The organism is Nonomuraea terrae (genome assembly GCF_044465245.1).
Classification (GTDB): Bacteria; Actinomycetota; Actinomycetes; order Streptosporangiales; family Streptosporangiaceae; genus Nonomuraea; species Nonomuraea terrae.
In genome coordinates this window covers 998067-1024186 of record NZ_JBITLL010000004.1, presented here as the reverse complement: position 1 = coordinate 1024186, position 26120 = coordinate 998067, and the positions used below count along the sequence as shown (strand labels likewise).

The 26120-nt window shown below is 70.1% G+C and carries 23 protein-coding genes; 11 read left to right on the top strand and 12 right to left on the bottom strand.

All coding sequences use genetic code 11. The annotated features are described in order from the left end of the window. Window positions 1–1573: 1573 nt before the first annotated feature. The 4 genes from ACIBP6_RS22990 to ACIBP6_RS22975 all read right to left on the bottom strand — a co-directional run bounded on the left by ACIBP6_RS22990 (window position 1574) and on the right by ACIBP6_RS22975 (window position 5499). Window positions 1574–2341: an IclR family transcriptional regulator gene (locus ACIBP6_RS22990; protein WP_397055125.1), complete on the bottom strand. Its 768-nt coding sequence runs from the start codon at window positions 2339–2341 to the stop codon at window positions 1574–1576. 76 nt (window positions 2342–2417) lie between these two features. Further along, entirely contained in the window at window positions 2418–3278 is an 861-nt protein-coding gene (locus ACIBP6_RS22985) for a carbohydrate ABC transporter permease (protein WP_397055123.1), read from the bottom strand. After that, window positions 3275–4189, bottom strand: a complete 915-nt coding sequence (locus tag ACIBP6_RS22980; RefSeq protein WP_397055121.1) for a carbohydrate ABC transporter permease — start codon at window positions 4187–4189, stop codon at window positions 3275–3277. The genes ACIBP6_RS22985 and ACIBP6_RS22980 overlap by 4 nt, the downstream gene beginning before the upstream one ends. Continuing rightward, window positions 4186–5499, bottom strand: coding sequence for a sugar ABC transporter substrate-binding protein (locus ACIBP6_RS22975; RefSeq protein ID WP_397055119.1), 1314 nt, complete (start codon window positions 5497–5499; stop codon window positions 4186–4188). Before ACIBP6_RS22975 ends, ACIBP6_RS22980 begins: the two co-directional genes overlap by 4 nt. Before the next feature lie 136 nt (window positions 5500–5635). On the opposite strand from ACIBP6_RS22975, the gene ACIBP6_RS22970 reads away from it, so the two are divergent. The 3 genes from ACIBP6_RS22970 (at window position 5636) to ACIBP6_RS22960 (ending at window position 8406) form a co-directional block, all read left to right on the top strand. After that, entirely contained in the window at window positions 5636–6430 is a 795-nt protein-coding gene (locus tag ACIBP6_RS22970; RefSeq protein ID WP_397055118.1) for an NAD-dependent epimerase/dehydratase family protein, read from the top strand. A gap of 84 nt (window positions 6431–6514) precedes the next feature. Further along, window positions 6515–7477 (top strand): LacI family DNA-binding transcriptional regulator, encoded by a 963-nt coding sequence (locus tag ACIBP6_RS22965; protein ID WP_397055116.1) that lies wholly within the window; start codon window positions 6515–6517, stop codon window positions 7475–7477. Next, window positions 7474–8406: an aldose epimerase family protein gene (locus ACIBP6_RS22960; RefSeq protein WP_397055114.1), complete on the top strand. Its 933-nt coding sequence runs from the start codon at window positions 7474–7476 to the stop codon at window positions 8404–8406. The genes ACIBP6_RS22965 and ACIBP6_RS22960 overlap by 4 nt, the downstream gene beginning before the upstream one ends. Here the strand turns inward: ACIBP6_RS22960 and ACIBP6_RS22955 are convergent. Continuing rightward, window positions 8399–10843 carry a SpoIIE family protein phosphatase gene (locus ACIBP6_RS22955; RefSeq protein ID WP_397055112.1) on the bottom strand — a complete coding sequence of 815 codons (2445 nt, stop codon included), beginning with the start codon at window positions 10841–10843 and terminating at the stop codon, window positions 8399–8401. The two genes, ACIBP6_RS22960 and ACIBP6_RS22955, sit on opposite strands and share 8 nt — an antisense overlap. A 181-nt stretch (window positions 10844–11024) precedes the next feature. Here ACIBP6_RS22955 and ACIBP6_RS22950 point away from each other — a divergent pair, with 181 nt between their 5' ends. The 6 genes from ACIBP6_RS22950 to ACIBP6_RS22925 all read left to right on the top strand — a co-directional run bounded on the left by ACIBP6_RS22950 (window position 11025) and on the right by ACIBP6_RS22925 (window position 17561). Then, a complete protein-coding gene (locus tag ACIBP6_RS22950) occupies window positions 11025–13532 on the top strand; it encodes a DNA translocase FtsK (RefSeq protein ID WP_397055110.1) in 2508 nt (835 codons plus the stop codon). Window positions 13533–13615: 83 nt separating this feature from the next. Beyond that, on the top strand, window positions 13616–14377 hold the full coding sequence (locus ACIBP6_RS22945; protein WP_132619213.1) for a helix-turn-helix domain-containing protein: 762 nt from the start codon (window positions 13616–13618) through the stop codon (window positions 14375–14377). 70 nt (window positions 14378–14447) lie between these two features. After that, window positions 14448–15857 (top strand): 30S ribosomal protein S12 methylthiotransferase RimO, encoded by a 1410-nt coding sequence (gene rimO / locus ACIBP6_RS22940; protein WP_397055108.1) that lies wholly within the window; start codon window positions 14448–14450, stop codon window positions 15855–15857. Continuing rightward, the gene (pgsA, locus tag ACIBP6_RS22935; protein WP_397055106.1) at window positions 15854–16426 is read left to right on the top strand and encodes a CDP-diacylglycerol--glycerol-3-phosphate 3-phosphatidyltransferase; all 573 of its coding nucleotides are present in this window, start codon (window positions 15854–15856) and stop codon (window positions 16424–16426) included. Before rimO ends, pgsA begins: the two co-directional genes overlap by 4 nt. Before the next feature lie 3 nt (window positions 16427–16429). After that, on the top strand, window positions 16430–16921 hold the full coding sequence (locus ACIBP6_RS22930; RefSeq protein ID WP_132619207.1) for a CinA family protein: 492 nt from the start codon (window positions 16430–16432) through the stop codon (window positions 16919–16921). Window positions 16922–17207: 286 nt separating this feature from the next. Beyond that, window positions 17208–17561, top strand: coding sequence for a helix-turn-helix domain-containing protein (locus ACIBP6_RS22925; protein WP_397055386.1), 354 nt, complete (start codon window positions 17208–17210; stop codon window positions 17559–17561). Here the strand turns inward: ACIBP6_RS22925 and ACIBP6_RS22920 are convergent. Then, the gene (locus tag ACIBP6_RS22920) at window positions 17558–18337 is read right to left on the bottom strand and encodes a DNA-formamidopyrimidine glycosylase family protein (protein ID WP_397055104.1); all 780 of its coding nucleotides are present in this window, start codon (window positions 18335–18337) and stop codon (window positions 17558–17560) included. The two genes, ACIBP6_RS22925 and ACIBP6_RS22920, sit on opposite strands and share 4 nt — an antisense overlap. Window positions 18338–18421: 84 nt before the next feature. Next, on the bottom strand, window positions 18422–18799 hold the full coding sequence (locus ACIBP6_RS22915; protein WP_397055102.1) for a winged helix-turn-helix transcriptional regulator: 378 nt from the start codon (window positions 18797–18799) through the stop codon (window positions 18422–18424). Between the two features lie 109 nt (window positions 18800–18908). On the opposite strand from ACIBP6_RS22915, the gene ACIBP6_RS22910 reads away from it, so the two are divergent. Continuing rightward, window positions 18909–19274, top strand: coding sequence for a DoxX family protein (locus ACIBP6_RS22910; RefSeq protein ID WP_397055100.1), 366 nt, complete (start codon window positions 18909–18911; stop codon window positions 19272–19274). A gap of 265 nt (window positions 19275–19539) precedes the next feature. Here the strand turns inward: ACIBP6_RS22910 and ACIBP6_RS22905 are convergent, their stop codons facing one another. Then, on the bottom strand, window positions 19540–19989 hold the full coding sequence (locus tag ACIBP6_RS22905; protein ID WP_111181941.1) for an RrF2 family transcriptional regulator: 450 nt from the start codon (window positions 19987–19989) through the stop codon (window positions 19540–19542). A gap of 207 nt (window positions 19990–20196) precedes the next feature. Between ACIBP6_RS22905 and ACIBP6_RS22900 the strand changes: the two genes are divergently transcribed. Continuing rightward, the gene (locus tag ACIBP6_RS22900) at window positions 20197–21378 is read left to right on the top strand and encodes an ROK family transcriptional regulator (protein ID WP_397055098.1); all 1182 of its coding nucleotides are present in this window, start codon (window positions 20197–20199) and stop codon (window positions 21376–21378) included. 46 nt (window positions 21379–21424) lie between these two features. Here ACIBP6_RS22900 and ACIBP6_RS22895 read toward each other — a convergent pair whose 3' ends face one another. From ACIBP6_RS22895 to ACIBP6_RS22880, 4 genes are read right to left on the bottom strand one after another with little or no spacing between them, the layout of a single operon-like run. After that, complete coding sequence (locus ACIBP6_RS22895; RefSeq protein ID WP_397055096.1) at window positions 21425–22864, bottom strand: glycoside hydrolase family 3 protein; 1440 nt, start codon at window positions 22862–22864, stop codon at window positions 21425–21427. Window positions 22865–22899: 35 nt separating this feature from the next. Continuing rightward, window positions 22900–23751 (bottom strand): carbohydrate ABC transporter permease, encoded by an 852-nt coding sequence (locus ACIBP6_RS22890; RefSeq protein ID WP_397055094.1) that lies wholly within the window; start codon window positions 23749–23751, stop codon window positions 22900–22902. Continuing rightward, complete coding sequence (locus ACIBP6_RS22885; RefSeq protein WP_397055092.1) at window positions 23751–24755, bottom strand: carbohydrate ABC transporter permease; 1005 nt, start codon at window positions 24753–24755, stop codon at window positions 23751–23753. The genes ACIBP6_RS22890 and ACIBP6_RS22885 overlap by 1 nt, the downstream gene beginning before the upstream one ends. Window positions 24756–24761: 6 nt before the next feature. Next, window positions 24762–26078 carry an extracellular solute-binding protein gene (locus ACIBP6_RS22880; protein WP_132619191.1) on the bottom strand — a complete coding sequence of 439 codons (1317 nt, stop codon included), beginning with the start codon at window positions 26076–26078 and terminating at the stop codon, window positions 24762–24764. Window positions 26079–26120 lie beyond the last annotated feature (42 nt).

Below are 26120 nucleotides of genomic sequence, written 5' to 3'. Positions count from 1 at the left end.
ACCGGAAACCCTTGCGGTTCCGGTGGTCCTTGATCCCGGTGGTTGCCGTGGCGGGATGGTGTGGCTCCGGTGCGCCCGGTCTGAGCTGCGCGTGCGTCGGCTTGTGGGCGGCACAGGCACGCATGTCTGGCCGGGCAACGGCGCGGCCGTTGGAGGCCGGTCGGGGTGCGCGGCTGGGGCGGCGCCATTTGGGTCGTGCGGCGTTTGGTCCGGTGGGGTGCGCGGTTGTGGCGGCGCTGGTTGGGTCGTGCGGCGGTGTGGTCCGGTGGGGTGAGCGGTTGTGGCGGCGCTGGTTGGGTGGTGCGGCCGTTAGGGACGCAAGTTCGGTCATGTCGCGCTGTGGGTGTTTTGGGCTGCGCGGTTGCGGCGGCGCCGGTCGGGTGGTGCGGCCGGTAGGGACGCAAGTTCGGCCTTGCGGCGGTGCGGTGTCATTGGGCCCAGCGGCTGCGGCGGCGCTAGTTGGGTGGTGCGGGCGGTAGGGACGCAGTTCGGCCTTGCGGCGATGCGGTGGCATTGGGCTCAGCGGCTGCGGCGGTCCTAGTTGGGTTGTGGCCGATGGGGCGGGTCCTGCGGCGGCGCGTTTGGACGGCGCCGGTTGGGGTGGTGCCGGCGGACGCAAATTGGGTTATGCGGTGGGGTGCGGTTCGGTTGCGCGGCTGCGGCTGCGGCGGCGCGAATCGGTTGTGCGGCCGGTGGGGGCGCCAGTTGGGCTGTGCGGCGGTCTGGTGCGATGGGTGCCCGGTTGCGGGGGCGCTGGTGGGGTGGTGCGGGCGGTAGGGATGCAAGGTCGGTCTTGCGGCGGTGTGGTGGCATTGGGCTCAGCGGCTGGGGCGGTCCTAGTTGGGTTGTGGCCGATGGGGCGGGTTCTGCGGCGGTGCGTTTGGACGGCGCCGGTTGGGGTGGTGCCGGCGGACGCAAATTGGGTCATGCGGTGGGGTGCGGTTCGGTTGCGCGGCTGCGGCGGCGCGAATCGCTTGTGCGGCCGGTGGGGGCGCCAGTTGGGCTGTGCGGCGGTCTGGTGCGATGGGTGCCCGGTTGCGGGGGCGCTGGTGGGGTGGTGCGGGCGGTAGGGATGCAAGGTCGGTCTTGCGGCGGTGTGGTGGCATTGGGCTCAGCGGCTGCGGCGGCGGAAGTTTGGTTTTGCGGCGAGGCAGGCCGGCGCGGGTGTCCCACTCGCGCCGGCAGTAGCCGTTGCCGGAGTTGGTCCGCTCGTCGCTGCGCTGAAGACCATGGCCGAGACGTTGATGTCGGCCGAGGCCAACAGCCTGTGCGGTGCCGCTCATGGTCACCATGGATCGCAACAGATCCGGGTCGTCGGTCTCGATCTGCTTCGCCAGCCACTGCGCGGGCGTCACACTGTTGTCTGCGGCCATCGTCTGGTTCTCCTTCGATCTCGATCTCGCTGCTCGAAGGATCACTCGGTGGCCGTCTTCATTTCATGACGCCACGCTTGTGCCCAGGCCGAACTCGTACACCACTTCGGTGGACGCAACCGGGTCGTGCGGCGCGGCGGTGCGGTCGGGGTCGTGCGGCCGTGGCGGTGCAGGTCAGGTGGGGTGGGGGTTTCCGCGGTTCAGCGGATGCCTTCTCGGCGGAGGGTGGCGGCCAGTTTGCGGGTGTGGCGGATCATGGCTTCGGTGATGGGTTCCACCTCGGCAGGGGTGAGGGTGGCGGGCATCGAGCAGCTGATCGCGTCCGTGGCCGGGATGCGGTAGTCGACCGCCACGGCCACGCAGGCCACCCCGGGGGTGCCCTGTTCGCATTCGTACGACCAGCCGCGGGTGCGTACCTGGTCGAGTTCCCCGGTCAGTTTGGCCAGGTCGGTGATGGTGTGGTCGGTCAGCCCCGTCAGCGGTTCGGGTAGCAGCGCCACGACCTCGTCGTCGGTGAGCTGGGCGAGCAGCACCTGCCCGAGCGCCGTGAGGTGGGCGGGCAGCCGTCGTCCCACCCGGGGGATCACGTGGGCGGCGTCTCGCGCCTCCCGGGTCGCCAGGTAGAGGACGTGCGCGCCGTCGCGGCGGGCGAAATGTACCGTCTGGCCGATCTCGTCGCGCAGGTCCTCCAGGGTCTCCTGGGCGAACGGCAGCGCCGGGTCCTTGTCGAGGTACGCCGTGCCGGTCAGCAGCGCGTGGGGCCCGATGCCGAACGCCGACCGCGAGGTGTCGGTCTCCACCCAGTTGAGCTCGACCAGCGTTCGCATGAGGGCGTGCAGGCTGCTGCGCGGGAACCCGGTGCGCTGCTGGAGCTCCGACAGCGTGAGATGGTCGTGCGACTCGGCGAGCGCTTCAAGGATGCGTACGGTCCGTTCCGCTGACTTGACCAGCTGGGGCTGCATGCTCATCCCATCTCGTATCCTCTGCCGCGTGATCCAGGATATTGGATGGCGTCCAGATACGTGGACGCCAAGCGGGTGACGGCTAACCCTTGACGGCTCCACTGGTCAGGCCGCGCATGAACTGCCGCTGGAACGCCAGGAACGCGATGATCGACGGCAGCAGCGCCAGCAGCGAGGCCGCCAGCAGCACGCCGATGCCGACCTCCTCGTCCGAGCGGAGCGAGCGCAGGGCGATGGGCAGCGTCCACATGTCCGACGCGGGCGCGACGATCAGCGGCAGCAGGTACTGGTCCCAGATCATCGTGAAGCCGAAGACGCCGATCACGCCGAGCGCGGGACGGCACAACGGCACGATGATCGTGGCGAAGATCCGCAGCTCGCCGGCGCCGTCGATGCGCGCGGCCTCCTCCAGCTCGACCGGCACCTCCTTCATGAACTCCGTCATGACCAGGATGGAGAAGCCCCAGGCGCCGACCGGCAGGATCATGCCGGCGTACGTGCCGATGAGGTTGACGTTCAGGATGGGCAGGTCGGACAGGACGAGTGACAGCGGGATCGCGATGATCTCCTCGGGCAACATCATCGTGGCGAGCATGAGCAGCATCACGAATGTCATGCCGCGAAACTTCTTGCGGGCCAGCGAATACGCGGCGAAGACGCTCACCAGCATCTGCAGCAGCAGCCCGAAGCCCACCACCACGAACGAGTTGAACAAGTACAGGTAGACATTCTTCTCTCCGGCCTGGAGGAAGTTCTCGAGGGTGAATTCGTCCGGCCAGAGGGAGAACGAGGTGGGGTCGAGGGTCTTGCTGAACGCGCTCATCAGCAGCCCCACCAGCGGCCCGGTGAAAATGACCACCATAAGGCCATAAATCAGGATCTTTCCGAAGACTGCCAGCGGGCCCCGACGCGACTCCAGCCCCAGCGCGCTGTCGAACCTCATGCCGCCTGCCTCCTGCGCAACATCTGCACGACCAGGGTGAGCACCAGCGTGGCCAGGAACAGCACGATCCCGCCCGCCGAGGCGACCCCCAGCTCGTTCGACTGGAACCCGAGCTTGTAGATCAAGGTCATCAGCACCTCGGAGGACCCGTTCGGCCCGCCGTTCGTCAGGACGTACACCTCGACGAAGACCCGCAGCCCGCGGATGGCCGCCAGCGTGAACAGGATCCAGAACACCGGCCGCAGCGCCGGCAGCGTGATGTGCACCAGCCGCCGCCAGGTGGAGGCGCCGTCCACGGCCGCCGCCTCGTACAGGGTGCGATCCACGCCGACCAGCCCGGCCAGGAAGATCATCATGTCGTACGGCGTCCCGCGCCAGATGCTCATCAGCATGATCGACCACAGCGAGGTGTCCTCGCTGGCCAGCCACGGCTGCGGGTCGATGCCGCCCCAGCCGAGGACGACGTTGAGCATGCCGCTGTCGGCCGGGTGGAACATGATCCGCCAGACTTCGGCCACCGCCGCCATCGTCGTGACGACGGGGAGGAAGGCCGCGGTCCTGACGAACCACAGGTAGCGCGCGGGGCCCTCGATGAGCAACGCGAACCCCAGGCCGAGCACGATGGACCCGATCGTGGTGCCGAGCGCCAGCACGACGCTGTGCCAGATGGCCGCGGCGAACTCGTCGTCGGTGAGGATCGTCCGGTAGTTCTCCAGGCCGACCCACTCGTCGCCGAGAAAGGTCTGCACCTTGAAGAAGCTCTTCCACAGGCCGACGAACATCGGGATGAACTTGAAGTACAGGAAGAGCAGCAGCGCGGGCGCGAGGAACAGCCAGGCGATCAGCGTGCCCCGCCACCGCACCGGATCGGGGCGGCGGCGGGGGTGCGCCGGGGTGGGGATGGACGTCATGACGCGTTCTGGCTCTGCAGTTCCTGGGTGAGCTTGGTGTTGAGCTCGTCCATCGCGGTCTTGACGTCGGCGGAGCAGTCGGCCCAGACGGCGTTGATGGTGTCGGCGGAGTCCTGGCGGATCGGCGCCCAGTTGGGCACGGGTGGCGCGTAGACCGCGTTCGCGTACGACTCCTGGAACACCTGCCAGCGCGGGTCCTGGCGTTCGGCGGCCATGTCGACCTGTGTGTTGACGGGCAGACGGACGATCGCGCCGTTGGCGTCCTTGTTCATGCCGATCCGCTGGCCCTCGGGGGAGATCGCGAACTCGGCGAACTTCTTCTGCGCGTCCTGCATCTGTGAGCCGGCCATCATGTAGACGTTCTCGCCCTCGCCGAGGGTGCCGGGGCCGCCGGACGGGCCCTTGGGCACGGGCAGCACCTCGATCTTGTCGGTGCCGATGCTCTCCACGAACCGGGCCAGCACGTACGGCCCCACCAGGTAGATGCCGCCCTGGCCCTTCTCGAAGACCTCGTGCGTGACGGTCGTGTCGTTGCTGACCGCGCCGGGGTTGACCGTCTTGTTGTCGCAGAACTGGTCCTGCAGGTACTGGACGGCTTCGACGGCCTTGGGATCGTTGGCCGTGGCGACGTACTTGCCGGGGCCGTTGGTCTTGAGGAAGTCGCCGCCGTTGGCGTAGATGAGTGAGGAGGCGTACCAGGAGGCGTAGCCGCGCTTGGTGCCGGCGGGGATGACGAAGCCGGCGGTGTCGGCGGTGCCGTTGCCGTCGGGGTCCCGCTCGGTGAAGGCCTTGGCCAGCGCGGTCAGATCCTCCCAGCTCTCGGGCGCCTCCATGCCGACCTTCTCACGCCAGTCCTTGCGCACGATCAGCGCGAACGACTGGGCGGAGAAGGGGGCGCCGTAGGTCTTGCCGTCGCTGCCGGTCGCGGCCGTCCATGCCAGGTCGGACAGCTGGTCGCCGCCGGCCAGCGCCGCCTTGTCGACTTCTTGGAGCCAGCCCTGCGACTGCATGGCGCCGAGCTGGGCGGTGTCGTTGATGACGATGTCGGGGAGTTGGCGCTGCGCGGCCTGCTGGTTCAGTTTGGTTTCGAAATCGTCGAAAATGGCGACGACATTCGTCTGAACCCCACTGGCCTTGGTAAATGCGTCGGCGAGCCTCTTCGCCGTCTTGGCGGATTCCGAATCGGGCGCCTGCCTGATCCAGATCTCTAATGTGTTGTTGTCCGACGCTGTCGATCCGTCGGAACCGCAGCCTGTCAGCCCTGTGGCTAAGGCCGCTGCTAGAGCGACTCCCAGCAGACGACGTGACATAAGACCGCCTCCTGTTCACATATGTGGACATGAGTCGCGCACTTGGATGTGTGCCTGTGAACGTAACTAGTGACATGGCGCACGGTCAATATTCAAGGATGTGAATTCGGGTCAGAATCGTGTACACCATGGATGCATGCGCATTCTCATGACAGGGGCCGCGGGGAAAGTCGCGACGCTGCTTCGGCCGCGGCTCGCCCGTGCGGGCCGTACGCTGCGGCTTTCCGACGTCCAGCCGGTCGAGCCGGACCCGGGGGAGGAGTGGGTGACGGCCGACCTGGCCGATCCCGCCGACATGGCCGAGGCCATGAAGGGTGTCGACGCCGTGCTGCACCTCGGGGGTCAGAGTCGCGAGCGTCCCTGGGCCGACATCGTGCGGGCCAACATCGAGGGCACGCAGGTGTTGATGGAGGCGGCGTACAACGAGGGGGTCCAGCACGTCGTCCTCATGGGCAGCCACCACGCGGCGGGCTTCCACACCCGGCCGGAGTCCGGCGAGGACCTGCCCGACTACGCCTTTCCGCGCCCCGACACGTACTACGGCGTGAGCAAGGTCGTCATGGAGGCCCTCGGCAGCCTCTTCCACGACCGGTTCGGCATGAACGTGACCGTCATCAGGCTCGGCACCTGCAACGATCGCTCGCCCGACACGCGCGGCCTGGCCACCTGGATCTCGCCCGACGACCTCGCCCGCCTCGTCGAGGCCGCGCTGACCGCGCCCGGCTACCACGTCGTCTGGGGCGTCTCCGACAACGCCCGCCGCTGGTGGTCGCTGGAGGAGGCGACATCCATCGGGTACGTCTCCCACGACTCCTCCGAGTCTCAGGCGGCCGCGCTCATCGCCGAGCACGGTGAGCCCGATCTCGCGGACCCGGTCCACCACCGCGCCGGCGGCGTGTTCACGCTGAAGGAGCTGGGCGGCTCCTGGTGATGGCAATCGGTTGCAGTGAGCTTGACGCCGCCACCGGCATAGGTCGAGGCTTGCTCTGGCAACCGTTTGCAAGGGAGGGCGGCGATGGCGGCGACGATCAAGGACGTGGCCCGCGTCAGCGGCGTGCACGTGTCCACGGTGTCGCGCGCCTTCTCCGCGCCCCATCTGGTCAACCCCGCCACCAGGAGCCGTGTGCTCGCCGCCGCCGACGACCTCGGCTACCGGCCCAACCGGGCCGCCCGGGCGCTGACCACGGGGCGCACGTTCAACCTGGGCCTGATCGTCGCCGACATCTCCAACCCGTTCTTCCCGCCGCTCATCAAGGCCGCCCAGGCGCAGGCCCGCGGCCGTGACCACCACGTGTTCGTGGCCGACACCGACGAGGACCCGCGGGTGGAGGAGGAGCTGATCAGGACGCTCACCAAGCAGGTGGACGGCGTCCTGCTGTGCAGCCCCCGCCTGTCGAACAAGGTGATCGAGCGCCTGGCCGAGGACGTGCCGTTCGTCGTGGTCAACCGCCGGATCGGCGGCATGCCGTCGGTGCTCATGAACGTCGCCCGGGGCGCCGCTCTCGCCCTCGACCACCTGGCCGGCCTCGGCCACCGCAGGATCGCGCTCGTCTGCGGCCCATCCGGCTCGTGGACCAGCAACGAGATGCAGGCCGTGGCCGCCCGCTCGCAGGGGCTCGACCTGGTCTCCTTCGGCCCCAACCAGCCCACGGAGGGCGGCGGCCTGGCCATGGCGGCGGAGGTGGCCGCCTGCGGCGCGACCGCGGTGCTGGCCTACAACGACCTGCTCGCCCTCGGCCTCGTCGAAGGGCTGGCGGCGATGGGGATCAAGGTTCCAGAGCAGATTAGTGTGATCGGGTTCGACGACATCCTGCCCGGACGCCTCAACCGGCCCAAGCTGACCACCGTGGCCATGCCGGCGGCCGCCGCGGGGAGGATGGCCGTCGACCTGCTGCTGCAGTCGGGGGGCGAGGGCGCCACGGTGACCCTCGACACCGCCCTCATCGTCCGCGAGTCCACGGGAAGGGCCAGAACATGATCTTCGGAACGCTGCCGTCCGGCCGGCAGGTCGAGTGCGTGGAGCTGTCGTCGGGACGGCTGCGCGCCGAGGTGCTCACCTACGGCGCCGTCGTCCGCAGGCTGGAGGTGTCCGGGGTCAACGTCGTACTCGGACTCGACACGCTGGAGGACTACCTCACCCGCAGCCGCTACTTCGGCGCCGTGGTCGGCCGCTACGGCAACCGCATCGCCGGCGCCCGCTTCACCCTCGACGGCGTCGAACACCGCCTGCCCGTCAACAACGGCCCCAGCAGCCTGCACGGCGGCACCGAAGGCTTCGACAGCAAGGTGTGGACCATCGCCGCCAGGACCGACGACTCGGTCACCCTGACGCTCACCAGCCCCGACGGCGACCAGGGCTACCCGGGCACGCTGACCGTCTCGGTGACGTACACGCTCGCCGACGACGCGCTGCGCATCGACTACGCCGCCGAGACGGACGCGCCCACCGTGGTCAACCTGACCAACCACTCCTACTTCAACCTCAAGGGCGGCGGCGACGTGCTCGACCACGTCGTCCGCATGGAGGCGGCGCACTACCTGCCGGTGGACGACGACAAGATCCCCACGGGCGAGCTCGCGCCGGTCAAGGGCACGCCGTTCGACTTCACCGAACCGCACGCGGTGGGGGAGCGCAACGACGGCGCCTACGACCACTGCTTCGTGCTCGACGGCGGCATCACGGTGACGGGCGGCGGCCTGACCATGGAGGTCACCACCACCGAGCCGGGCGTGCAGTTCTACACCGGCGCCATGCTCGACGGCACCGCCACGCCGTACGGGCCGTTCGCCGGGCTGTGCCTGGAGACCCAGCACTTCCCCGACTCGCCCAACCAGCCGCGCTTCCCCTCGACCGTGCTGCGGCCGGGCGAGCGGCGCACCTCCACGACGTCGTACCGGTTCATCTGACCGGCTGGCGCAGGACGGCGGAGGCCTTGATCACCAGCAGGGCCACGTCGTCCTGCGACGGCTCGGTGGCGAACGTCTCGACCGCGAGCCGCACCCGTTCGGCCACCGCGTGGGCGCTCAGCCCCCCGCAGCCGGACAGCAGCCGCGCCAGCCCGTCGCCGTCGTCGAGCAGCCGGTCGCCGTCGCGCCGCTCGGTCACCCCGTCGGTGACGCACAGCAGCACGTCCTCCGGCGCCATCTCGAACCTCTCGACGTAGAACCGGGCGCCGGTTTCGATGCCGAGCAGCAGCTGCGGCGTCGCCACGGTCTCGATCCGGCCGTCGGCCCGCAGCAGCAGGGGCGGCGGATGCCCGGCCGAGGCCACCGTGCACAGCGCGCCGCCCTGGGGCAGCGGCGTCAGCTCCCCGCACAGCAGGCTGAGGAACCGGTCGTCGTCGCCCTCCTCCAGCAGCGCCTGGTTGAGCCGGTCGAGGATGTCGGCCACCGTGTAGTTCTCCTTGGCCAGCAGGCGCACGGCGTGGCGGGCCAGACCCGTCACGCCGGCCGCCTCGGGGCCGCTGCCGCACACGTCGCCCAGCGCGAAGCACCAGTGGTCGCCGACGGTGAACAGGTCGTAGAAGTCGCCGCCGACGTCGGCGCCCTCCTCGGCCGGCTCGTACACGACCGCCGACTCCAGGCCGGGCATGGGCGCCACACGCATCGGCAGGAGGCTGCGCTGCAGCACGCGCGAGCGGGTGGCCTGGCGCGCGTACAGCATGGCCGTGTGCAGGTTGAGCGCCACCAGGCGGCACAGGTCGGCCAGCAGGTCGGCGACCTCCAGCGGCAGCGTCGGCTCGGCGCGGCCGATCACCAGCGCGCCGTGCGACCTGCCCTGGGAGAACAGCGGGAAGGCCAGCACGGTCTCCGGGCCGACCGGCCAGCTCACGTCGCTGAGGGCGCTGCGCGGGATGGCGGGCAGCGACGTGCGCAGCTCGGCGTTGTGGCCCTCCTCGCTGTGCCAGACATGGGCGAGCCTGGTCATCCCGGTCAGGTCGGTCAGATAGACCGCCGCCCACCTGGCGATCTTGGGCACCACGAGCTGCGCGGTGAGCGCCGCGATCAGCTCCTCGTCGTGCACGCCCGCCAGCAGCTCGCCCGCCTCGGCCAGGAACGACAGCCGCCCCCGGTGCGCGCGGTCCTGCTCGGCCAGCCGCTCACGCTGCAGCGGAACGGCCACCTGGTCGGCGATGTGCTGCAGGCTGACCGTCAGCTCCTCGTCGAAGCGGCCCGGCTGGGCGGCGGTCACCACGAGGAACCCGATCACCTCGCCGGTCACCAGCAGCGGCGCGCACGCCAGAGAGCGCGCACGCAGCTGCTCGGCCAGCTCGACGTCGCCCGCCAGCAGGTCGGCGACCAGCGCGGGCGTCCTGCGGTCGGCGCCGAGCACGCCGGTGGCCAGCACCCCCACCAGCCCCGCCGTCGCGCCCGCGCCCGCGGCCACGCCGAACCGGCCGCCGTCCTCGGCGGCCAGCAGCACGTACGCCGCGTCGCCGCCGCTCGACACCTGTACGACCTGGGCGATCGTGTCCAGCAGCTCGGTGAACGGCATGTCGCGGTCGAGCAGCTCCTTGATGCGCCGGCCCGCCTCCCTGCGCATCGGCGCGGGCGGCGGCGTCAGGACGTAGCGGTGCTCGCGGGCCACCACCATCCAGATGGCCCGGCGCTCGCCGGCATGGCCCTGGCTGAGCAGGTGGGAGACGTACACGGGGATCAGCCGGCCGTCGAGGTGGCGCATGCGCACCTCGCCCCGCCAGCGGCCCAGCCCGAGCGTGTCGGCCAGCGACAGCGCGTACGGGCCGTGGCCGCGCCAGGCCACCAGCTCCTTCAGCGACCGGCCGACGGCCTGCTCCGCCGACCAGCCGAGAAGCCTTTCCGCCTCCGGGTTCCACGACTCCACCACGCCGTCGCGGTCGGCGACCACCACCCCGACGTGCAGCGCCTCCAGCGGGCCGGCCGGCACGGCGGCGAGCGCGGCCTCGCGGGGATCGCCCCCCTCGCCGAGCTCCATGCGCACCCAGACCCGTTTGGCCGTCTTGGTGTAGGTGACGCCCCAGGCGTCGGCCAGCAGCGTGGCGAGCGCGAGCCCGCGCCCCGACGTGGGCAGCCCGCCGGGGGACTCACCGGGATTCTCCGGGACCGTCCGCGCGGGGTGGTGGTCGTCGACCTGGATCTCCAGCCTGGCCGGTACGGCGTCGACGTCGAGGCGGCAGGTCAGCTCGACGCCGGTGCCCGCGTGCACGACGGCGTTCGTGACGAGCTCGCTGGTCAGCAGCACGGCGTCCTCGGCCAGGTGGCTCAGGCGCCATTCGCCGAGCACCTGGCGGACGAACTTGCGCGCGTGCGCCGGGGCATGGGGAGTGCCCTCGAAGGCCGTGCTCGACACCCGGGTCGTGTCCACTCTGCGTCCTAGAACATCACTCGATGTGGCAGTTCGGTCACTCCAGGGTGACAGACCGGGGGCCGTCGGCATGTCCAGTTGTCAAGAAGGCCGCCACGTGATCAGGTTTCGGTTGCTCACATGTCAGGACACCGGCGAGCCTACGCGCGTACGACGGTGTCTCCGACGTACCTTTGGCATCATGGCCACCCGTACGCCGAAAAGCGCATCGAAGGGGCCGGCGAAGCGGTCGACCTCGTCACGCTCGACCCCCGCCAAGCGCGGGTCCACGTCGGCGGGACGTCCTCGGGCGAAGGGAGCCGCCTCCGGTCGCAAGCCCTCGACGACCCACCAGGACCCGATCAGCTGGGTCTTCACCATGATCGGCAAGCTGATCGTCGGGCTGTGGATGTTGCTCGCCAACGGCATCGGCAGCGCCACGCGGGCGCTCGGCAAGAACGCCCGCGAGCTCGATCCGGCGCTCCGGCGCGACGGGGTGGGGCTGACGGTGCTCGCCGCGGCGATCGTGCTCGCGGCCATGACCTGGCGCAACTCCGACGGCGCGGTGGCCGGAGTGGTCAACGTGACCGTGCGGGGCGTGTTCGGGTCGCTGGCGTGGGCGCTGCCGCTGCTGCTCGGGCTGCTGGCCTGGCGCTACCTGCGCCACCCCGACCAGAACGCCGACACCGGCCGCATGGTGATCGGCTGGGCGGCGCTGGTCGTCGGCGTGCTCGGCGTCATCCACGTGACGAACGGCACCCCTTACCCGGCGGGCCAGGGCCAGGGCATGGACAAGGTGTCGGCGGCCGGCGGCATGATCGGTTTCCTCGTGTCGGCGCCCCCCATGAGCATCCTGCCGTCGTGGGTGACGATTCCGCTGTTGCTGCTCCTGTCCGGGTTCGGCGTGCTGGTCATCACGGCGACGCCGGTCCATCGCATCCCTGAGCGGCTGGCCGAGCTGCGCCACATGCTGTTCGAGCGGCAGTCGGAGACCGGCCAGCAGAAGACGCCGGCCAAGAGGCGGGCCAAGGCGAAGAAGCCCGTCGACGGCGACGGCGTCGAGATCGTCAAGCCGTACGACACCCCGGTGTTGTCCGAGAAGGAGCGGCGCGACCACTCGCCCGAGATCGTGCCCGGGCTCACCGAGGAGGAGGAGACCCCCGCGCCCGAGACCGAGCGCAGGCAGGAGCCGCCGCTGCCGACGCCCGCGCCGCGCAAGGTGGAGCAGCTCGTGCTGTCGCCGCAGGCGGGGCCGTACGCGGTGCCCGACCTGCAGTTCCTCAAGCCCGGCACGGCGCCCAAGCCGCAGACCAAGGCCAACACGACCGTGGTGAACGCGCTGACCAGCGTGCTGGAGCAGTTCGCCATCGACGCGCAGGTGATCGGGTTCACCCGGGGCCCGACGGTGACCCGCTACGAGATCGAGCTGGGGCCCGCGGTCAAGGTGGAGAAGGTCACCGCCCTCACCAAGAACATCGCGTATGCCGTCAAGTCAGCCGATGTCCGGATTTTGTCGCCGATTCCGGGGAAGTCGGCCATCGGGGTCGAGATCCCGAACGCCGACAAGGATCTCGTGGCGCTCGGCGACGTGCTGCGCTCCCAGGTGGCGCAGGCCGACCACCACCCGATGATCGTCGGACTGGGCAAAGACGTCGAGGGCCGGACGATCGTGGCGAACCTCGCCAAGATGCCTCACCTGCTCATCGCGGGCGCGACCGGCGCCGGTAAGTCCGTCTGCGTCAACGGGCTGATCACCAGCATCCTCATGCGCGCCACGCCCGACGAGGTGCGCATGGTGCTGGTCGACCCCAAGCGTGTCGAGCTCAGCGTGTACGAGGGCATCCCTCACCTCATCACTCCCATCATCACGAACCCGAAGAAGGCCGCCGAAGCCCTCGAATGGGTCGTGGGCGAGATGGACCGGCGCTACGACGACCTGGCCGCCTCCGGGTTCCGGCACGTCGACGAGTTCAACAAGGCCGTACGCGCGGGCAAGCTGCAGCCGCCGCCCGGCAGCGAGCGCGTCTACCAGCCGTACCCGTACCTGCTGGTGATCGTGGACGAGCTGGCCGACCTCATGATGGTGGCGCCGCGCGACGTCGAGGACTCGATCGTGCGCATCACCCAGCTCGCCCGCGCGGCCGGCATCCACCTCGTGATCGCCACCCAGCGGCCTTCGGTCGACGTGGTCACCGGCCTGATCAAGGCCAACGTGCCGTCCAGGCTGGCGTTCGCGGTGTCGTCGCTCACCGACTCGCGGGTCATCCTCGACCAGCCGGGCGCCGACAAGCTGGTCGGCCAGGGTGACGCGCTGTTCCTGCCGATGGGCGCGAGCAAGCCGATCCGCATCCAGAACGCGTTCGTCTCGGAGAAGGAGATCGCCGAGATCGTCACGCACTGCAAGACGCAGATGCAGGCCGAATACCGCGACGACGTGGCCGCCGCGCCGGTCAAGCGGGAGATCGACGGCGACATCGGCGACGACCTCGACCTGCTGATCCAGGCGGCCGAGCTGATCGTGACCACACAGTTCGGCTCGACATCGATGCTGCAGCGCAAGCTCCGGGTCGGCTTCGCCAAGGCGGGACGCCTGATGGACCTGCTCGAAAGCCGGAACGTGGTCGGTCCGAGCGAGGGCTCCAAGGCGCGTGAGGTGCTCGTGAAGCCCGACGATCTGCCGGGTTTGCTGGCCGATCTGCGTGGCGAATGACCCCAATGCGTGCTTGCACGGCGATAACTGATTGAATATGTCTCACCACGAAGAGTAGTACCTGTGGTGGGGGGCGGTTCGCTGTGCAGGAGCAGAGCATCGGGGCCATGCTGGCGGCGGCCAGGCAGGCGGCTGGGCTTACGGTCGCGCAGGTCAGCGCGGCCACGAGAGTTCGTGAGTCGATCATTCAGGCTCTGGAACAGGACGACGTCGAGCAGGGCGGAGGCGCCTTCTACGCGAGGGGCCACGTCAGAGCGGTGGCCAAGGCCGTGGGGCTCGACCCCGACGCCACGGTCCACCTGTTCGACCAGCAGCACGGCGGGGCGCCCAAGCCGATGCCGGCGTCGGCCGTGTTCCAGGCCGACCGCAAGATCCATCTGCCGGAGCGGCGCGGGCCCAACTGGACGATGGCGCTCGGGGTGGCGCTGGCCGTCGCGGTGATCTTCGGGACGCTGCGGGTGCTGGGCGGCGCCAGCGACCACGTGCGTACGGGGGACATGCAGGCGGCCTCGGCGCGGCCGAGCGTCCCGCCGAACACCCCGATCACCGAGACGCCGCGGCCCAAGCCGTCGAAGACGGCCGGCAAGAACATGGTGACCGTGCGGATGAAGGCCAAGCGGTCGTCGTACGTGAATGTGCACGACGCCAAGGGACGCAAGTTGTTCGCCGGGAGGCTCAAGGCGGGAAAGACGTCCACTTGGCGCGCGGCCGACCGGGTCGACGTGCTGATCGCCGACGCCGGAGCCGTGACGGTGCACGTCAACGGCAAGCGGGTCAGGGAGCTGGGCGGTACGGGAGAGGTCGTGCGGAGATCGTTCCTGCCGCCGAAACCGCAGTCGAGGTAGATCACCTGGAGATCAGCTGGGGAACCCGTGCATCGGGTGGTGGCCAACTCCCGATACCGTAGTGTTCACCATGTCATCCCGCCGAACCGCATCGCTGATCACTCTGGGCTGCGCACGTAACGAGGTCGACTCCGAGGAGCTGGCCGCGCGACTCGAGGCTGCCGGTTGGCAGCTGGGCGAGGACGCCCCCGACGTCGTCGTCGTCAACACGTGTGGCTTCATCGACTCGGCCAAGAAAGACTCCATCGACACGCTCCTCGCCGCCGCCGACTCGGGCGCGAAGGTGGTGGCCGCGGGCTGCATGGCCGAGCGCTACGGCAAGGAGCTCGCCGAGGCCCTGCCCGAGGCGAGCGCGGTCATCTCGTTCGACGACTACGCCGACATCGGCGGGCGCCTCGACGACGTGCTCGCCGGCCGGCCGCTGACGCCCCACACGCCGCGCGACCGGCGCACCCTGCTGCCCATCTCCCCGGTCGACCGCGCGAGCGCCGCCAAGTCCCACATCCCGGGCCACGGCGACCTGCCGGAAGGCGTGGCGCCGGCCAGCGGGCCGCGCGTGCTGCGCAGACGGCTCGACGAGAGCCCGGTGGCCTCGCTCAAGCTGGCCTCCGGCTGCGACCGGCGCTGCACGTTCTGCGCCATCCCGGCCTTCCGCGGCTCCTACGTCTCCCGCAGGCCCGAGGAGCTGCTGGCCGAGGCCGACTGGCTGGCCCACCGGGGCGTGCGCGAGCTCGTCCTGGTCAGCGAGAACTCCACCTCCTACGGCAAGGACCTGGGCGACCTGCGGGCGCTGGAGCAGCTGCTGCCCCAGCTCGCCGCCGTCGAAGGCATCGAGCGGGTGCGGGTCAGCTACCTGCAGCCGGCCGAGCTGCGCCCGGGGCTGATCGACGTGATCACCGGCACCGAGGGTGTGGCGCCCTATTTCGACCTGTCCTTCCAGCACGCCAGCAACGGCGTGCTGCGGCGGATGCGCCGCTTCGGCGACCCCGAGCGGTTCCTCGGGCTGCTCGACACCATTCGTGAGCGCGCCCCCGAGGCGGGCGTGCGGTCCAACTTCATCGTGGGCTTCCCCGGCGAGACCGAGGAGGAGTTCGGCGAGCTGGTCGGGTTCCTGGAGCGGGCCAGGCTCGACGTGATCGGCGTGTTCGGCTACTCCGACGAGGACGGCACGGAGGCCGCGCGGTTGCCGGGCAAGCTGGAGCAGGAGGTCGTCGACGAGCGCGTCCGCGTGCTCACCGAGCTGGCCGAGGAGCTGACCGCCCAGCGCGCGGAGGAGCGCATCGGGACGGAGGTCGACGTGCTGATCGACGACGACCTGGGCGACGGCGGCTACGAGGGCAGGGCCGCCCACCAGGGGCCCGAGGTCGACGGCTCGGTGACGGTCCAGGGCATCGGCCTGGTCCAGGGGCAGATCGTGCGCGCGGTGGTGGTCGACGCCGAGGGGGTCGACCTGATCGCGCGCATCAAGGCCGGTCCATGACGAGGGACGAGCGCCGCGTGGTAAGCCCGTGGAACATCGCCAACGTCCTCACGGTCCTCCGGTTGGCGCTCGTCCCCTTCTTCGTCTTCTGTCTTTTCCTGCCGGGCACCGGGTGGCGGGTGGCCGCGCTCGCGCTTTTCGCGGTGGCCTCCCTCACCGACCACCTCGATGGCGAGCTGGCCAGGCGATACGGCCTGATCACCGATTTCGGCAAGATCGCCGACCCGATCGCCGACAAGGCGCTGACTGGGGCGGCCCTGGTGTGCCTGTCGATCCTCGGCGAGCTGCCGTGGTGGGTCACGATCGTGATCCTCGTCAGAGAGCTGGGCATCACGGCGCTGCGCTTCTTGCTGCTGCGGCACGCGGTCATCCCGGCCAGCTACGGCGGCAAGGTCAAGACCGTGCTGCAGATCACGGCCATCGTGCTCTATCTGCTGCCTTTCGTGCCCGACCCCGTCCGGTGGGTGGTGATGGGGGCGGCGGTGCTGATCACCGTGGGCACCGGCGTCGACTACATCGTCAGGGCGGTGAAACTGCGTAGCGTGGCCAGGCGGGCACGAGGGGAGTGAACGATGGCGGATGTGGCGGGCATGCTGGCGCTGCTGGTCGGCCAGGGGGCCACGGTGGCGGTGGCCGAGTCGCTGACCGGAGGGCTCATCGGGGCGACGATCACCTCGGTCGCGGGGGCGTCGAAGGCGTTCCGGGGCGGGGTGATCTCGTACGCGACCGAGGTCAAGCGTGACGTGCTGGGCGTGCCGGGGGAGCTGCTGCGCCGTGAAGGGGCGGTGCACCCCGAGGTGGCGGCGGCGATGGCCGCGGGGGCGGCGCGGCTGTGCGAGGCGACGTACGGGGTGGCGGTGACCGGGGTGGCCGGCCCGGAGCCGCAGGACGGCAAGCCCGTCGGCACCGTGTACGCGGCCGTTGCGGGGCCCGGAGGGAAGATCTGGTCCCGGGAGTTGAAACTGGACGGGTCGCGCGAACGTATCAGGGTAGGGACGGTGGACGAGGTAGTCGATCTCCTTTCAAGTGTGCTGAAGGCTAACGTAGGGGAACATTCCGGATGATTACCGTGTTACGTCCCGAGCGAACATGCGATGCGCGGTCTGACGCGGTGTCGGTGGATACGGGTACGGTGGAGCTGTGAGTGAGGTCCGTGAGCCAACTGCAAGCACCGAGCGCCCGGCAGGCGGGCCTGATGAGTCGCGCAACGAGCCACGAGTGGCGGTCCAGGGGCCGCGTCGCCCCACGATGACGGCGAGGAGTATGTACGAAGCGAAGAAGACCAATGTGCGGCACGATCCGATCGCGCGGGGCGTGGTGAAGACATCCGCGCCGGGGAGGGAGCGACAGATGATTCTGCTGCGTCAGCTGCTCGGCGACGTGCTGAGGCGGTTGCGGGTGCGGCAGGGGCGGACGCTGAGAGAGGTGTCCACGCTGGCGCGTGTTTCGCTCGGCTACCTGTCCGAGGTCGAACGCGGCCAGAAGGAGGCCTCGTCGGAGCTGCTCGCGTCCATTTGCGGCGCGCTTGGAGTGCCGCTGTCGCAGGTGTTGCGTGAGGTGTCCGACCAGTTCGCGCTGGCGGAGCTCCAGGCTGCCCCTGTGTTGGCCGAGGTGCCCGAGCACGAGCGCCTGCTTTCGGAGACGGTCCCTGGGCCGATGTCCGATTCGGTGTTCCCTGAGGTCAAGGACATGGTGGCTGCCTAACGCGGCTGGCAGCCCGCACACCACAGGATCAGCCGTTCCTGTGGCTGCGCCCCCATCTCCGCACGGCTGATGCGGGTGCCGCATCGGCGACAGGGCCTCCCCGCCCTGCCATAGACCCAGGTCTGGTTCGCCGGTCGGCGATCACCTGTGGTCACCGTGCCCGCGTGCCCCTTGTTGGCCGCCAGCAGCCGCTGGGCCAGCGACACGAGCCCTTCGAGATCGTCGATCTCCCCGACCTTCCGCCACGGCCAGACCCCCCGCAGGAAGAGGGTCTCGGCGCGATAGATCGTGCCGATCCCCGCCAAGTTGCGCTGATCGAGCAGCGCCTCCCCGATGGTCCTGCCGGGCGCCGCTCGCAGCCTGCGCGTGGCCTCCTCCGGGTCCCAGTCAGGGCCCAGCAGATCGGGCCCCAGGTGGCCCACCAGGCGTGCCTCGTCGTCCGTTCTGACGAGATCGACCATTCCCAGCTTGACGCCGATCGCCTGCCATTCGTCGTTGGCCAGGATCAGGCGTACCTGGTCGCCGGGGGCGGTGCGCCGGCCTGCGGGGGTGATGCGCCAGCTTCCGTCCATGCGCAGGTGGGTGTGGACGGTGAGAGCGCCCTCGACGCGGGTCAGCAGGTGTTTGCCGCGGGAGATCGTGGTGACGACCGCGCGGCCGGTGAGATCGGCGGTGGCGTGCCGGGGGACGCGGAAATCCGATCGCGTGAGTACGCGGCCGTCCAGCGCACCCCTCAGGCGCGCGGCGGCCCGATAGACGGCGTCCCCTTCCGGCATCCCTCCAGTCTAGGAACCGCGCCCCTCGGTGGTTCGCGGCGCTGCGGATGCTCTGGTCCCGGATTCGGGCGTCGGGGGGCAGGATCAGGCGTTTCGGGTCTCGTAGGCGGTTCTGCTGGCCTCGATGTCGGCGATGTGGTCGATGGCCCAGCTTGCCAGCGCCAGCGCGGGCGAGATGAGACTGCGCCCGGTCGGGGTCAGCGCGTATTCGACTCTCGGGGGCACCTCGGCGTACACCGTCCGGGAGACGAGGCCGTCGCGTTCCAGGTTCCGGAGGGTCAGGGTCAGCATGCGCTGGGAGATGCCCGGGATCTGGCGATGCAGGTCGGTGAAGCGCAGCCGTTCCTGATCAAGGGTTGCCACGACCAGGAGGGTCCATTTGTCGCAGATCCGGTCGAGGATCGTGCGGATCGTCCGGCCGCCGTCTCCGCGGATCATGCAGGTGTGCTCGTACTGCGACATGACAGCCCCTTGTGCCTAAGGCACACGCCTGTGCCTTTTGTAAGGGTCTCAATAGTGACGCATGATGGGGCAACTTACGAACAGTAACCATCAGTCTCGGAGCCCCCACATGAGCGTCACTTACTGGATTGTCGCCGCGCTGCTGGCCGTGTTCTACCTCTACGCCGGAGGTAAGAAGGCCATCCAGAGCCAGGAACGGCTCCTGCCGATGATGGGCTGGGTCGACCGCGTTCCCATGCCGCTCGTCCGGCTCATCGGCGTGCTGGAGATTCTCGGCGCCGTCGGCCTCGTCCTGCCGCCGCTGACCGGAATCGCGCCCTGGCTCGCCATCGCCGCGGCGATCGGCCTCGTCGTGATCCAGGTCGGCGGTATCGCGGTCCACCTCTCCCGTGGCGAGGCCCGGCTGATCGGACTCAACATCGCCCTCCTGGCCGCCGCGGCCGCGACCGCCTGGCTGGGCACCACCTGGATCTGAACCGGCCGGCGATGTTCGCGGTCGGCTCCGTTGCGGAAACAGTGTCTCTGTTACGGCGGGGCCAAGCAGGCCGCCACCCGCCGACCGGGGCTGAGGGCCTCCAGGAATACGGCCGCTGACCCGCACGGGGTGCCCGCCGTGACGCGCGTGCCGTTGACCGGCCAAGTGGTGCGGCGGTGAGGACCGCGAGCTCGGTGACGATGGACGGCGGGACGCTCGCGGGCTCGCCGATGGACCGGTGGCCGGGATGAGGGTGGTGGTCTCGTCAGTCCCAGGCGGCGGGGTCGGCGGCGAGCTGGCGGATGCGGTCGGGCAGGGAGCCCGACGAGACGTGCTCCAGCGTGACCTCTTCGAGGATCGAGCGCTCGGTGGCGCGCAGCGCGATCCACACCTGCTGCAGCGACTCCGCCGGGCCGCGGTAGCCGACGTGCTCGGGCCGCTCGCCCCGGACGTTGGCCAGCGGGCCGTCGACGGCCCTGATCACGTCGGCCAGCGAGATGTCGGACGCCGGCCTGGCCAGCACATAACCGCCCTCGGGGCCGCGCTGGCCGCGGACGAGGCCGGCGCGGCGCATCTGGAGCAGGATGTTCTCCAGGTATTTGGGGGGCATGTCCTGCTCCTTGGCGAGCTCGCCCACGGTGGTCGGGCCGGCGCCGGCCGCGGCGAGTTCGGCGGCGGCGCGGAGGGCGTAGTCGACACGAGCGGATAGGCGCATGTTCTTGATTATCCCTCCTGGTCATCACTGGTTAGCCGCAAGGCCGCCAGAACATGCAGGAGATTCACATTCCGTACGCGCCGTGACGGCACCCTCCTGCAGGATCAACCGTCCGCGTCAGGCATCCTCTTGTCCGCTCGCAGCGGCGCGCAAGTGCCGGAGCGCTAAACTTCCAACAACCTTTTCGATGTGACGGTGGGATACAGCGTGGAGCGACGCCCTGGTGTGCCCAGATTGCTCAGGGAGATCAACGACCGGGCCGCGCTGGAGCTGCTGCTGGCCACCGGGCCGATGACGCGGGGGCAGATCGGCGACCTGACGGGCCTGTCCAAGGTCACGGCCTCGCAGACGCTCGCCCGGCTGGAGGAGCGCGGCCTGGTCGAGGTGGTCGGCGCCCAGGCCGGCGGGCGCGGGCCGAACGCGGCCCTCTACTCCGTCATCCCCTCCAGCGCGTACGTCGCGGGCCTGGAGGTCGGGCCCGACCTGGTCTCGGCGGTGGTCGCCGACATCCACGGCCACACGATCGGCGAGGTGTCGGTCGAGCCCGACGGCGACGACGACCCGGTCTCGGTCGTGCACGGCGCCATCGTCAAGGCCTGCCGCGGCGCCCGGGTCAGCGTTTCCAAGCTCCGGGGCGTGGTGATCGGCACCCCTGGCGTGGTCGATCCGCGCAGCGGCGACATCCGCTTCTCCTTCGACCTGCCCGGCTGGCACGAAGGCGTCCACGAGGCGTTGGCGGGCCATCTGCGGCGCGAGGTGACGATCGAGAACGACGTCAACCTCGCCGCCATCGCCGAGCACGCCGACGGGGCCGCCAAGGGGGTCGGCGACTTCGTGCTGTTGTGGGCCAGCCGCGGGCTGGGCCTGGCGGTCATGCTCGGCGGCAGGCTCCACCGCGGGAGGTCGGGCAGCGCGGGCGAGATCGGCTACCTGCCGGTGCCCGGCGTGCCGTTGCCGGAGGACATCCGCACCTCGCCCGGGCGGCTGCCGTCGCTGGCGGGCGGTCTGCAGTCGCTGGTCAGCGCCGAGGCGGTGACCGAGCTGGCCCGGGGGTACGGGTTCGCGGCGGGCAGCGCCGGCGAGTGCGTCGAGGTGGCCGTGGCCGCCGGGGCCGAGGGTGAGCCGCTGCTCGACGAGATCGCCCAGCGGCTGGCCCTCGGGGTGGCGGCGGTGTGCGTGATCCTCGACCCTGGGCTGGTGGTGCTGGCCGGCGAGGTCGGGCATGCGGGCGGCGCCGCGCTGACGTCCCGGGTGGAGGAGGCGGTGGCCCGCATCTGCCCGGTCCGCCCCCAGGTGGTCACCACGACGGTGACCGACCGCAACCCGGTGCTGCGCGGCGCCGTGCTGGCCGCTCTCGAACAGGCCCGCGAGGAACTGCTCGTCTCCTAGAGCGGTGGGGAAGTCCAGGCGGTGGGCAGCTCGCGGCGCGAGTGGCTCAGGCGGTGAGGAGTTCGATGGCGGCTTGGGCGTTGGGGCGGGCGGCGCCGTACGTGGCGATGTAGGCGGCGCCGGCGGGCCGCCAGACGGGCAGGCCCATCTCGATCACCGTCGTGTCGGGGCGTTCGGCGAGCAGCGCCGAGACCATCTCGCGGCCGGCCGGATGGCGGTGCGCGTCCTTGACGACCACGACCAGCGACCGGTTCACGGCCTTGGCGAGCAGTCCGGGCACGTCCGCGGCCGCGGGCGCGATCCGGAGGATCTCGGCCTCGGGCAGCCACGGCCCCACGCCCCAGGGCACCTCGCCCACGGCGATCGTCGGCGGGGTGTCCACCTCGATCACCAGCGGTTCGACGAGGGGCTCGGCGGTCCCCGTGAGCCGTACGGCGCGGCGGGCGGCGTCCAGGCCCACGGCGCCGGGCTCGTCGGCGGCGGGCCGCGGTGCGGCGAACCACTCCCGCAGCGCCGCGACCCGCGCGGCGGCCTCCTCCAGCCGCTGCGCGGGCAGCCGCCCGTCGCCCACCGCAGCGACGATCTCGGCGATGATCGCCAGGACGTCGTCGTAGCCCGGCACCGGGCCCAGGCACAGCAGGTCGGACCCGGCCGCGAGGGTCCGTACCGCCCCGCCGGCCAGGCCCACGCTCTTGGTGATCGCGTGCATGTCGAGCGCGTCGGTGACGACCACGCCGTCGTAACCGAGCTCGCCGCGCAGGAGGCCGGCCAGCGCGGCGCCGGACAAGGTGGCGGGCGTCTCGCCCGTCAGCGCCGGCACCGCCACGTGCGCGGTCATCACGGACCTGGCTCCCGCCCCGATCGCCGCGCGGAACGGCGCCAGCTCGCGCTCGCGCAGCACGTCCAGGCCGACGTCCACGACGGGGATGGCGAGGTGGGAGTCGACGCGGGTGGCGCCGTGGCCGGGGAAGTGCTTGACGCAGGCGGCCACGTTCAGCGACTGCAGGCCCTCGACGGCCGCGACCGTGTGGCGGGCCACCAGCTCGGCGTCGGCGCCGAACGACCGGGTGCCGATCACCGGGTTGTCGGCCTCGGTGTTGACGTCGGCGCTCGGCGCCATGTCGAGGTTGACGCCGCAGGCGACCAGCTCCGAGGCGATCGCCCGGTAGATCCGGCGGGTGAGGGCGACGTCGTCCACGGCCCCCAGCGCCGCGTTCCCCGGGTACGGGCTCCCGGCGTGGTAGGCCAGCCGGGTCACGTCGCCGCCCTCCTCGTCGAGCGAGATGACGGGCTCACCGGCTCCCCGCAGCGCGGTGGTCAGCTCCAGCACCTGGCCGGGGTCTGCCACGTTCCAGCCGAAGAGCGTGACACCTCCCAGGCCCTGCTCCAGCTCGCGCAGCACCCATGCGGGCGCCGTGGTGCCCTGGAAGGAAACGAGCAGTGTGCCGGCCGCCAGGCGGCGCAGCCCCCGATCACTCTGACTCATGGCTCCTCATCGGTTGTCCGGCATAACCGGATATGTCAGCCCTTCACGGCGCCGGCGACCAGGCCGGAGACCATGCGGCGTTGGACGAACAGGAAGAAGATGACGACCGGGAGGGTCATCATCGTGGAGCTGGCCATGATGGCGCCCCAGTCGGTGCCCTTCTGCCCGAAGAAGTACTGCAGGGCGACGGGCATCGTGTACTTCGTGGGATCGCTGATCAGGTAGAGGGCCATGATCAGCTCGTTCCACGCGGTGATGAACGAGAAGATGCTGGTGGCCACCAGCCCTGGCGCGACGAGCGGGAAGAGCACCTTCCAGAAGGTGGTGAAGCGGCTGGCGCCGTCGATCCAGGCCGCCTCCTCCAGCGACTTCGGCACGGCCGCGACGAACGTGCGCAACATCCAGATGCCGAACGGCAGCGTCAACGCCACCTGCGTGACGATCAGGCCGAGCAGCTGGTCGTAGAGGCCGAGCCGGCGCACGCTCAGGAACAGCGGGATGACCAGCGCCTCGGCCGGGATCATCTGCACGACCAGCAGCAGCGCCAGGAAGGGCACCCGGCCCTTGAACCGGAACCGCGCCACCGCCGTGGCCGACAGCAGCGCGAACACCGCGCCGATCAGCACCGTGCCCAGCGCGACGACGGCGCTGTTGCGCAGGTAGACCCAGATCGAGTGCCCGGCCACACCGTCGGTCAGCACGCGCGAGATGTGCTCGAAGGTGAACTGGGTGGGGAACGGGATGAAGTCGGTGGTGAAGATCTGGTCGTTCGTCTTGAAGGCCGTGGAGACCATCCAGTAGACGGGGAAGGTCGCGATCAGGAAGACCAGCACACCCGTCGTGTTGAGCGCGGCCTTGGTCAGCCGCCTGCGGGCCAGCGGGCTCATCACAGCTCCTCCTGCTTGAACATCTGGCGGATGTAGGCGGCGGTGACGATGAGCAGGATGATGGTCAGCACGACGGCGATGGCCGCGCCCGAGCCCATCTTCGGCGGGGCCCTGAACGCCTCGGTCACCGCGTACATCGACAGGTTGAACGCTTCCCGGTTGTTGGTGCCGGCCAGCACGTACAGCTGGGAGAAGACCTTGAAGTCCCAGATGATGGACAGCACGGTCAGCACCGCGAACACCGGCTTGAGCAGCGGGAAGGTGATCTTCCTGAACGTCCGCCACGGGGTCGATCCGTCGACCCGGGCGGCCTCGTACAGCTCGGCGGGGATGCCCTTGAGGCCGGCCAGCACGGAGACCGCGATGAACGGGAAGCCCGCCCAGACGACGCAGATGGTCAGCACCATGTAGATGGACCAGGTGTCGTTGAGCCAGGGCTCGCCGGTCCAGTCGGCCCGGCCGAACAGGGCGCTGGAGAGCCAGTCGGGCAACAGGTTGAGCGCCCAGTTGATGATGCCGGCCTCGGCGTCGAACAACCAGCGCCAGATGACGCCCTGCGCCACCGGCGGGACGGCCCAGGCGAACATGATGCCGATGATCACGAACAGCGACATCTTGCTGCCGAGCCGGTGCAGCAGCACGCCGACGGCGGTGCCGAGAATCAGCGTCAGCGGTACCGCGACCACGGCGAAGAGCACCGTGTTGCGGAGCGAGGACCAGAAGATGTCGTTGTCGAAGATGCCGGTGTAGTTCTCCCAGCCGAGCCATTCGGCGGGCCGGCGGCCGGAGATCTGGACCAGGCCCACCTTCTGGAACGAGATGGTCACCATCTGGACCAGCGGGTACAGCAGCAGGGCGGCGATGACCACCAGGCCCGGGATCAGCAGGACGTAGGGGATCGACCAGACGGGCAGTCCGCTGGCCTTCCGAGGGGGATGCGCGCGGCGCCGCCCCGGGGTGGCGGAGTTCCGTTCACCCCGGGGGAGCGTTGAGGTCTTCGTCATGGGGCTTCAGGACGCGTTGAGGATGTCTTCGAGTTCCTTGTTGGCCGCGGCCAACGCCTCGTCCGCGGTCGCGTCGCCCTCGATGACCTGGCGCGCGGCGTTCTGCAGCACCGCCTTGGTCTCGTTGGCCTCGGTCCACTGCGGGTCGGCGGGGAAGGCCTTGGCCTTGGCGAACGCGGCCGCGAACGGCGCCTGCACCGGGTCACTGGCCAGCGCCGACAGGGCGTCGGAGTAGACCGGCAGGAGGCCGCCCTCGGTGGCGTACCGGACGCCCCACTGCTTGTTGGTGGCCAGCTTCACGAACTCCTTGGCCGCGTCGATCTCCTTGGCCAGGGCCCAGACGGCGATGTCGTTGCCGCCGAGGAACGACTGAGCCTCGCCGCCATCCTTGGCCGGGAGCGGGAAGAAGGCCAGCTTGTCGCCCTTCAGCTCGCCGTTGCTCTCCTCCTCGATGGTGGCCAGGTCCCACGCGGCGGTGAGGTACATGCCGACCTTGCCGTTGGAGAAGCGCGTACGGATCTCGGTGGTGTTCTGGCTGAGCCGCGACTTGCTGGACAGGCCGTCGGTGACCAGACCGGTGTACTGGGCGAAGCCCTCCTTGAAGCTCGGCTCGGTGAGCTTGCCGACCCACCGGTCGCCTTCCTTGACGGCGTACTCGCCGCCGGCGGTCCAGGCGAGGGCGCCGAGGAGGTGGTTGGCGTCGGAGCCGCCGTTGAAGGCGAAGCCGTCGACGTCGGAGCCCTTCTCCTCCTGGATCTTCTTGGCCGCGGCCACGAGCTCGTCCCACGTCTTGGGGACCTCGATGCCGAGTTCCTTGAACCAGTCGGCGCGGTAGAGCACCGCCCGGCTGCCGCCGCCCCACGGGATGGCGTACGTCTCGCCGTCGATGGTCTCCAGCCCCATGAGGTTCTTCGGGATCTGGGCCTGGTCGCCCGAGGAGACGATGTCGGTGACCGGCTCCAGGGCCTCCTGGCTGTGCCAGAGCGGCACCTGGTCGTTGCCGATCTCCGTCACGTCGGGGCCCGCGCCGCCCGCCGCGGCGGCGGCGAACTTGTCGTTCACCTGCGCCCACGGGATCCACTCGACGTTCACCTTGGCGCCGGTCTGCTTCTGGAACTCGGCGATCAGCTCTTCGTTGTACTTCTTGGCGTCGGGGTTGCTGTCTCCCAGGCGCCACATCGTCAGGGTCTTGCCGGCGAACTTGGGGCCGCCGGCGGCAGCGGGTGAGGACGTGGGGGGTGTGTCACTCGACCCACAGGCGGCCAGGCCCAAGGCCAGCGTGGCCGTGGCGACCGCAGTGGCTGTGATCTTCGCGATCCTCACAGGGTTCTCCCTTCCCGGGTGCTGGCCTACGGTCCGCACCAG